We start from the raw sequence: 7,718 nt of genomic DNA on the forward strand, positions 1-7,718 counted from the left end.
AGACCTTGGCCGAATGGTGCAAAAGGAAAAGGGTCGAACTAAGGTTCATTCAACCTGGAAAGCCCATGCAAAATGGTTATATGGAACGCCTGAACAGGTTTTATAGGGAAGATGTACTGGATGCATATTGGTTCAACGATCTGCACCAGATAAGAACCCTGACCGATAAATGGAGGGAGGACTACAACAGGAAGCATCCCCACTCCGCTTTGGGAGATATACCACCTAGGGAATACAAAGACCGTTTCGGGGAAGAATTCTTCCCCGAACCGACCAATATTAAAGAAAAATTGTTGAATTTAGAGATGTCCTAAAAAGGGTAAGGCTACAGGTTCAGGTTGTTTTTCAGGATTATTATATATCACTTCGTTAGTCAATGAGTCTAGTTCTGCTTCGCACTTTTGTTTTTCCTGTCCCATTAGTATCATTGAGAAGAAGAAAATCGATATGTAAAGTAATTTTTCCATATGAATGTTGAGAAATGCAAGCTAACGGTTGGGCTATGATCTGTGGCCGTATTAAAACCACTTTACTATCTGCCCAAGATAAAGATAGTGAAAAGAAGGAAAGTATCCTTCACCTACACACCGGCCATAGATTATAGCCTCGTGTTGTGTGGCGTTTTTATTTTAATTTACAGGTATTCCAACTAGTAATTTTATCAAATCCCAATTTTAACTTGAACCAAGTATTCTTTTAAAATAAATCAGTTTTTAAAACCGCTCCGCTACTCGCATTTGTTACTAACGCTCTATATTGACGAAGCCAACTAGACTTTAGCTCTTTTTTAATAGGAACGAACTGTGATTTTCTTTTTGCAATTTCTTCATCACTTAAACTTACTGATAAAATATATTGATCGACATCAATATAAATCTCATCACCATCCTTTATTAATCCAATCAAGCCTCCTTCAGCAGCTTCAGGACTTACATGTCCAATACTTGCTCCTCTGGTTGCACCACTAAATCTGCCATCGGTGATTAATGCTACTTTATCTCCTAGTCCCATTCCCATAATTAATGAAGTTGGCGCTAACATCTCTTGCATCCCTGGCCCACCTTTTGGACCTTCATATCTGATAACCACAACATTTCCCGCTTTTACTTTACCTCCTAAAATTCCTTCAACGGCTTCAGATTGCCCATTAAAACATACTGCTGTTCCTGTAAATACTCTAGCACCAGTAATTCCAGCAGTTTTGATAACAGCCCCCTCCACTGCTAAATTACCGTATAAAATAGCTAGACCTCCTACTTGTGAATAAGGATTATCAATAGTGTGGATAATATTGGTATCCTTAATATAAGCATCTTTGATTTTTTCTAATACTGTTTCTCCTGTAATGGTTAGGTTGTCCACCAATATGTCGTTGCCTCTTTTAGTCATTTCTTTCATTACCGCATTTACGCCACCAGCTCTATCGATGTCTTCCATATGTACTGTGGATAGGCTTGGAGAAATTTTAGCTATATGAGATACTTTTTGTGAGATTCTATTAATGTCTTCGAGTTTAAAATTAACCTTTGCCTCTTTGGCTATCGCAAGCATATGCAAAACAGTATTGGAACTTCCACCCATTGCCATATCAACAGCAAAAGCATTTTTGACGGCATTCTCGTTAAGTATATTTCTTAGCTTGAATTTCTCGGTTTTTACACTGTCTTTAGCTATTTCACAAATTCTCCTTGCTGCTTTCCTATACAGTTCTTCTCGTTCTTTTGTTAAAGCTAGAATAGTTCCGTTTCCTGGAAGTGCTATTCCCATTGCTTCCATAAGGGTATTCATAGAATTTGCAGTAAACATTCCAGAACAACTTCCACCACTTGGACAAGCGTTACATTCAATATCTTTCAATTCTTCCTTAGTCATCTGTCCGGCTTCATATTTGCCAACAGCTTCAAAGGCAGTAGCAAGATCAATAGGAACACCTTCTTTTGTATGTCCTTTTTTCATTGGTCCACCACTTACAAATATTGTCGGAACATCTACTCTTAATGCTCCCATTATCATACCTGGAACTATTTTATCACAGTTTGGAATAGCTATCATGGCATCTAATTTATGTGCATTCATAACTGTTTCAATAGAGTTAGCAATAATCTCTCTTGAAGGCAGTGAATAAAGCATACCATCATGGCCCATTGCAATACCATCGTCCACACCTATCGTATTAAATTCAAAAGGAACACAACCATTTGCTTTAATTTCTTCTTTTATAACCTTAGATACTCTGTTTAAGAAAAAGTGCCCGGGAATAATCTCAATAAAAGAATTGGCAACTCCAATGAATGGTTTTTCAAAATCTTCGTCTGCCAAGCCTGTTGCCCTAAATAATGATCTATGTGGGGTCCTCTCATGCCCTTTTTTTACTTCGTCACTTCTCATAGTGCTGTTTACTTTAATATGACTTTTAATCGATAAAGTCAATATATTCCATTATATATTAGATTTAAGCCTACTTAAAGTTTCAGGGGAAATGTTAAGATAGGCCGCAAGATTTGAGTTGGATAACCTCTGAACAAGTTCAGGATTGTTTTTAAGCAGACTTAGATAACGTTCAGTTGCATTTTGTGTAATTAAGCTACTAAGTTTGGAAGTTATGACAGTCAACCCATATTCCAGTATATGAATGTACATCTTATCCCATTCAGGTATGGTATTTCGTAAATGGACAAACTTATCATAAGTAATCACTAAAAGTTCTGAATCTTCTACCGCCTGAATATATTCAGTAGAAGGCTCTCGAGAAATAAAACTAACAATTGACGTTAAGAATGTATTTTCAAAAGCCATAAATCTAGTTAACACATTATGGTCTTCAGTAATATAATATAAACGAAGACAGCCTTTTTTTATAAAAAACAACTGACTAGCTACACTGTCTCGTTCTAACAAATGAGCGTTTTTTTTCACATTTATTGACTTGAAACAAGATAGGATATCTCTAATCTGCTCATAACTTAGATTTGTTTTTATTTGAACTAAATCTTCAAGCATTATTTTCTAAATTAAATTATTGACATCAAAATTGCGGCAATTATTTTTGAAAAACATTGACCTAGGTCAAAATCGGATGTTTTTTGTTTTATGAGTCGACATTGGGGTAGAATTTATGGGGAAAACAAAATGATTATGTAATTGGCCCAACTAATTCTTTTTTCAGATAACTAAGAATCGATCAATTTTTCGTATATGACACACAACGGTTCGGGGCTTTGCGAGGGAGAGGATTAGAAAGCACAAACTTTCAATTTAGCACCAACGTAGCAAAACCATTTTTTTATTTGCTAATTTACACTTTTCAAGCAAATAAAAAATGGTTTTTGCGGAATAGAAGCACAAAAGTTGAATTTAGCACTTAACCCGCTCTCTTGCAAAACCCTTGTTAGTGGCTGTGGCTGTTTGTTTACTCTTTGTTTGATTCATTTATCTGTAAATCAAAAGACTAAAAAAACTTTTGCTTTTTCTCCAAAAGTTAATTTTTTCAAAAAACAGTTTCGTTTGAAAAATTTGTTATACTTTATGTTGCATAAACAACAGTTGGTTATGCAATCAATTTTAGAATATCAGGATTTTTACAATCTTCTTACGGGTAGAACACCACAGGCATTTAATCGTGTTTTGAATAAGAATTTCAGACAGAACGGAGTAGAATTAACCAAGGAACAATGGTCTATTTTGGCTGTTTTGTGGGAAAATGACGGTTGTTCGCAACAGCATTTGGCAGATAAGAGCTTTCGGGACAGACCAAGCGTAACCCGTTTGATTGACAATATGGAAAAAGACGGTTTGGTCAAGCGAAAACCCGATGTAAACGACAGAAGGTCTAATTTGATTTTTCTGACAAAAAAAGGGAAGCAAATACAGGAAAAAGTTATGAATCTTGTCAATGCTACCGTAGAAGAATCTATTAAAGGAATCAGTGTGGAAAATATATTGACAGTAAAAGAAGTGTTCCATAAAATATATCAAAATTTAGAGGTAAAATGAAAATTAAAAAATTACTGCCTATACTTGTCTGTTTTTTGGCTTTTGAAGGAAAGGCTCAAATTGATGTGAGTTCGTCTTTGCAGGAAGCAATTCAGGAAGCAATCGACAAAAACGCATCTATCCGAAACAAAGATTTGGAAGTGGAAAAAATCAGTACGGAAAAGAAAAGCGTTTGGAACAAATACATTCCGAAAGTAGAGGGTTCGGCAAATTATATGTATTTCGATACGAAAATAACGCTCGATTTACCAACGGGGAACATTCCGGTTATCAATCAGCCGATTTTTGACGGAAAGCAATCGTTTGACAGTTACGGAAACGTACTGATGGGTAGCCTGATGGCAAAAACGGTTTTGTTTAGTGGTTTTCAGATTGAAAACGGAGCAAAGGCTTTGGAGCAAAAACGAATCGGAACGGCTTATCTTTCCGAGGCTGAAAAAGAAAGTTTAATTAAAGAAGTGATTCATTCCTTTGACCAAGTACACTTGTTGAACGAAGTCGAAAAATTGCTGATTGACAGCGAAAAACGATTGGCTACCGAAGCCAAAAGAGTAGAAAGGGCTATCGAAGAAGGACTTGCCATTCCGTATGACAGGGACAAAATCAAATTGGCAAATCTCGAATTACAATCCAAAAAGATAGAAATGGAAGGAAAACGAAAAGTCCTTTACCAAAAAATAAATTACCTCACGGGATATTCCGAAAACCAAATCAAAGAAGTAGAATATTTACTTGTTCCTTATGTGATTTCGGAAGATTTATCGGTTGAAAACAAACAAGAGCTAAAAGCCTTGGAATCATTCAAGAAGGCTTCCGATTATATGGTCAAGAAAGAAAAAGGGAGCTATCTTCCCGTTTTGGGAGCATTCGGAGGTGTTACTTATACGAGCCTTTTTGACGCTACGATGATTTCACCTGAAATTCCAATGGTCAATTCCCGACTTTACGGAAGAATGAACGAATTTACGATGAGTCCGAATTGGATGGTAGGACTTTCGATGAAGTGGGAAATTTTCAGCGGATTTGAACGTAAGCACAAAATCCACGAAGCCAAGATAAATGCGGAACAGGTGCAAAATCAATTAGACGATACCAAGGAGAAATTTGCTTTGCTTTTGGAAAATAACCTGGCGAATTACAGGATTCAGAATCAGAAATACCAAATCGGTCTGGAACAGGAAAAAGTGGCTTCGAACAATCTGAATATGGCTGTAAGGCAATATCAGGAAGGGCTTATCAACATTTCCGAAAGATTGGAAGCGGAGAACGATTTGTTTAAAGTATCAGCCAATAAAATTCAGACTTTAGTAGAGCAAAGGCTGTCCGCTTTAGAAACACTTTCCGTAACAGGAGAATTAACCAAAACTATTTTAAACTAACTTATTAAAAGTGATGAAAAAGATATATTTATTATTAGTTGTAGTGATTTCCGCTGTCGGTTGTGGTAAGCCGAAAGCCGAGGTTATTCAGGGAAAAATCGAAAGGGAGCAAATCGGAATCGTATCGAAAATTCCGGGAAAAATCATTGAAATCCGTATTCAGGAAGGAGATTTTGTAAGGAAAGGCGATACGCTTGCTATTTTGGACATTCCCGAAGTCGATGCCAAAAAAAGTCAGGCTGAAGGAGCGGTTCAGTCGGCAAAAGCCCAATATGATATGACTTTGAAAGGAGCTACGGACAATCAGCTCAAACAGCTAGAAGCCAAACAAAAAGCATTGAAAGAACAGTACGAACTGGCTCAAAAATCCATTAACCGATTGTCAAATATGCTTAAAGATTCGTTGGTTTCCCAACAGATGTATGATGAGGCTTTCGCTAAATATCAGGGGGCTCAATCGCAGTATCTGGCTGTTCAGGCTGAAATTTCGGACGTGAAATACGGAGCAAGAATCGAACAGCAAAAAATGGCATTGGGACAGCAGGAAAGGGCTTTGGGAGCTTTACAGGAAGTTTCGGTTGCGGATTCCGAGCGGTATATCATTGCTCCGCAGGATATGACGATAGAGTCCATTACGCTTAAAGCAGGGGAGCTGGCACTTCCCGGTTATACCTTGATTAGCGGAACGATTTCGGAATCGACTTATTTCCGTTTTACGATTCCCGAAAGCCGACTTTCAAAGGTTCAGAAAGGACAGGAAGTAACCGTCAATATAGTCTATAACAAAAGTCAGGTTAAGGGAAAAATAACTTCGGTTAAGGCTTTGGGAGCTTATGCAAATATTGCAACGGCTTATCCCGATTACGAAATTCAGGAGAGTCTTTTTGAGATAAAAATCAGTCCGATTGATATCAGTCAGGCCAAAGATTTGTTTACGAAAACTACGGTTACTTTAGAACTGTTAAAATAAAAATCAAATGAAAAACTTTTTTTTGCTTATAAAAAGGGAATTCCGGTTGTTTTGGGATAACAGTGTGCTTCGGTTGCTTTTTATCGGGGCTCCGATTATGTACGGAATACTTTTAGGCTTTGTTTATCAGAAAGGTAAAGTTACAGATTTGCCTGTTGTGGTGGTTGATGAAGACCAAAGTCAGATGAGCCGAAAAGCTATTGAAATGATGCAGGATAATGAGGTTCTGAACGTGGCTTTTATCCGGTACGACCAGAACGATTTAGCTAAAATCGTAGCGGAAAACGATAATATTCCTGCGGTTGTGATTATTCCGAAAGATTTTGAAAAGCAGGTTATGACCAAAAAGTATCCCGAAGTGCTTACCATTGTAAATACTTCGAATGTTTTAACAGCCAATTATGCTTCGACAGCCATTCAGATTTGTTTGGGAACACTTAAAGCGGGAGTTCAGATTGAAGCTCTTAAAAAACAAGGAATGCCTGAAAGTGTGGCAATGTCGCAATATGAGCCGTTCAAAACCACATTTATTAAAAAATACAACCGAAGCACGAACTATATGTATTTTTTGTGGCCCGGAATTCTGGCTACGGTTCTGCAACAGGTTTTGCTGTTAGGCTTGGCTTTGTCCTTTGCTTCGGAATATGAAAACGGAACTTTCAGTACATTGGTTTCGGAAAACAAATCCCTACTTAAAATAATGGCAATTAAGATAATTCCGTATCTGATAATGAGTTTCGGAATATGGATTTTGTATTATCTGTTTACATTTTGGTTCAGGATTCCGTTTTATGAAAATCTAGGTGCTTTGACCTTTGTAGCGGGAATTTTCGTGTTGTCGGTATGTTTTATCGGGATATTGGTAAGCATATTGATTCCGAGTCAACTCAAAGCAACCGAAATATTGATGGTAATAGCCACTCCGAGTTTTATTTTGAGCGGATTTACGTGGCCGCTTTCACAAATGCCCGATTGGGTTGTGGCTGTTGCAAACGTGATTCCGCTTACACATTTCTTACAGGCTTTTAGAATTTTACTGATAGAAGAAGGAACGTTGTCCCAATGTTCGGGTGCAATTTGGGCTATGATTTGGATTGGACTTGTTTGTGCGGTTTTGTCTTATGTAGCTTTGTATTTTAAAAGGAAAAAGGTGTTGAAGCAAGGTTGAATTTTGTACTGCAAAAAAATCCTGTGTGGTAGATTTTTATTATTTTTTTCTGTGTCAGGTTGTTATTTTTCAGCCGTTTAATTTCAGGGGTACGGTTGTTCTGCCATTGCCACTAACGGTTGAGCTATGAACAGTACGGGAGCAAACTAGAATCTGCTTTCCGCCACGCACATAGCGAAATCTTTTTGTTTTGATTTATTTTTTCCTG

7 protein-coding genes are annotated in these 7,718 nt (G+C 37.3%); 5 read left to right on the plus strand and 2 right to left on the minus strand.

Annotation, left to right across the window (positions count from 1 at the left end):
• Positions 1–314: transposase (locus tag MWU82_RS23635; protein ID WP_247098174.1), on the plus strand; the 314-nt coding region annotated here is incomplete at its 5' end.
• A 382-nt stretch (positions 315–696) separates the two neighbouring features.
• On the opposite strand, the gene ilvD is transcribed toward MWU82_RS23635, so the two are convergent.
• A complete protein-coding gene (gene ilvD / locus MWU82_RS23640) occupies positions 697–2,388 on the minus strand; it encodes a dihydroxy-acid dehydratase (RefSeq protein ID WP_247098176.1) in 1,692 nt (563 codons plus the stop codon).
• A 51-nt stretch (positions 2,389–2,439) separates the two neighbouring features.
• Complete coding sequence (locus tag MWU82_RS23645) at positions 2,440–3,000, minus strand: Crp/Fnr family transcriptional regulator (protein WP_247098178.1); 561 nt, start codon at positions 2,998–3,000, stop codon at positions 2,440–2,442.
• A 549-nt stretch (positions 3,001–3,549) separates the two neighbouring features.
• Here MWU82_RS23645 and MWU82_RS23650 point away from each other — a divergent pair.
• From MWU82_RS23650 to MWU82_RS23665, 4 genes are read left to right on the plus strand one after another with little or no spacing between them, the layout of a single operon-like run.
• The gene (locus MWU82_RS23650) at positions 3,550–3,993 is read left to right on the plus strand and encodes a MarR family transcriptional regulator (RefSeq protein ID WP_247098180.1); all 444 of its coding nucleotides are present in this window, start codon (positions 3,550–3,552) and stop codon (positions 3,991–3,993) included.
• Positions 3,990–5,372, plus strand: a complete 1,383-nt coding sequence (locus tag MWU82_RS23655; RefSeq protein WP_247098181.1) for a TolC family protein — start codon at positions 3,990–3,992, stop codon at positions 5,370–5,372. The genes MWU82_RS23650 and MWU82_RS23655 overlap by 4 nt, the downstream gene beginning before the upstream one ends.
• 13 nt (positions 5,373–5,385) lie before the next feature.
• Positions 5,386–6,342, plus strand: coding sequence for a biotin/lipoyl-binding protein (locus tag MWU82_RS23660; protein ID WP_247098186.1), 957 nt, complete (start codon positions 5,386–5,388; stop codon positions 6,340–6,342).
• Positions 6,343–6,349: 7 nt separating this feature from the next.
• On the plus strand, positions 6,350–7,510 hold the full coding sequence (locus MWU82_RS23665; RefSeq protein ID WP_247098184.1) for an ABC transporter permease: 1,161 nt from the start codon (positions 6,350–6,352) through the stop codon (positions 7,508–7,510).
• The last annotated feature ends 208 nt before the right edge of the window (positions 7,511–7,718 follow it).

The organism is Arenibacter sp. S6351L (assembly GCF_023016025.1).
Taxonomy (GTDB): domain Bacteria; phylum Bacteroidota; class Bacteroidia; order Flavobacteriales; family Flavobacteriaceae; genus Arenibacter; species Arenibacter algicola_B.

Coding starts and splice junctions, on each gene's coding strand:
- ilvD (WP_247098176.1), bottom strand. CDS start 2,388: ATGAGAAGTGACGAAGTAAAAAAAGGGCATGAGAGGACCCCACATAGA.
- MWU82_RS23645 (WP_247098178.1), bottom strand. CDS start 3,000: ATGCTTGAAGATTTAGTTCAAATAAAAACAAATCTAAGTTATGAGCAG.
- MWU82_RS23650 (WP_247098180.1), top strand. CDS start 3,550: ATGCAATCAATTTTAGAATATCAGGATTTTTACAATCTTCTTACGGGT.
- MWU82_RS23655 (WP_247098181.1), top strand. CDS start 3,990: ATGAAAATTAAAAAATTACTGCCTATACTTGTCTGTTTTTTGGCTTTT.
- MWU82_RS23660 (WP_247098186.1), top strand. CDS start 5,386: ATGAAAAAGATATATTTATTATTAGTTGTAGTGATTTCCGCTGTCGGT.
- MWU82_RS23665 (WP_247098184.1), top strand. CDS start 6,350: ATGAAAAACTTTTTTTTGCTTATAAAAAGGGAATTCCGGTTGTTTTGG.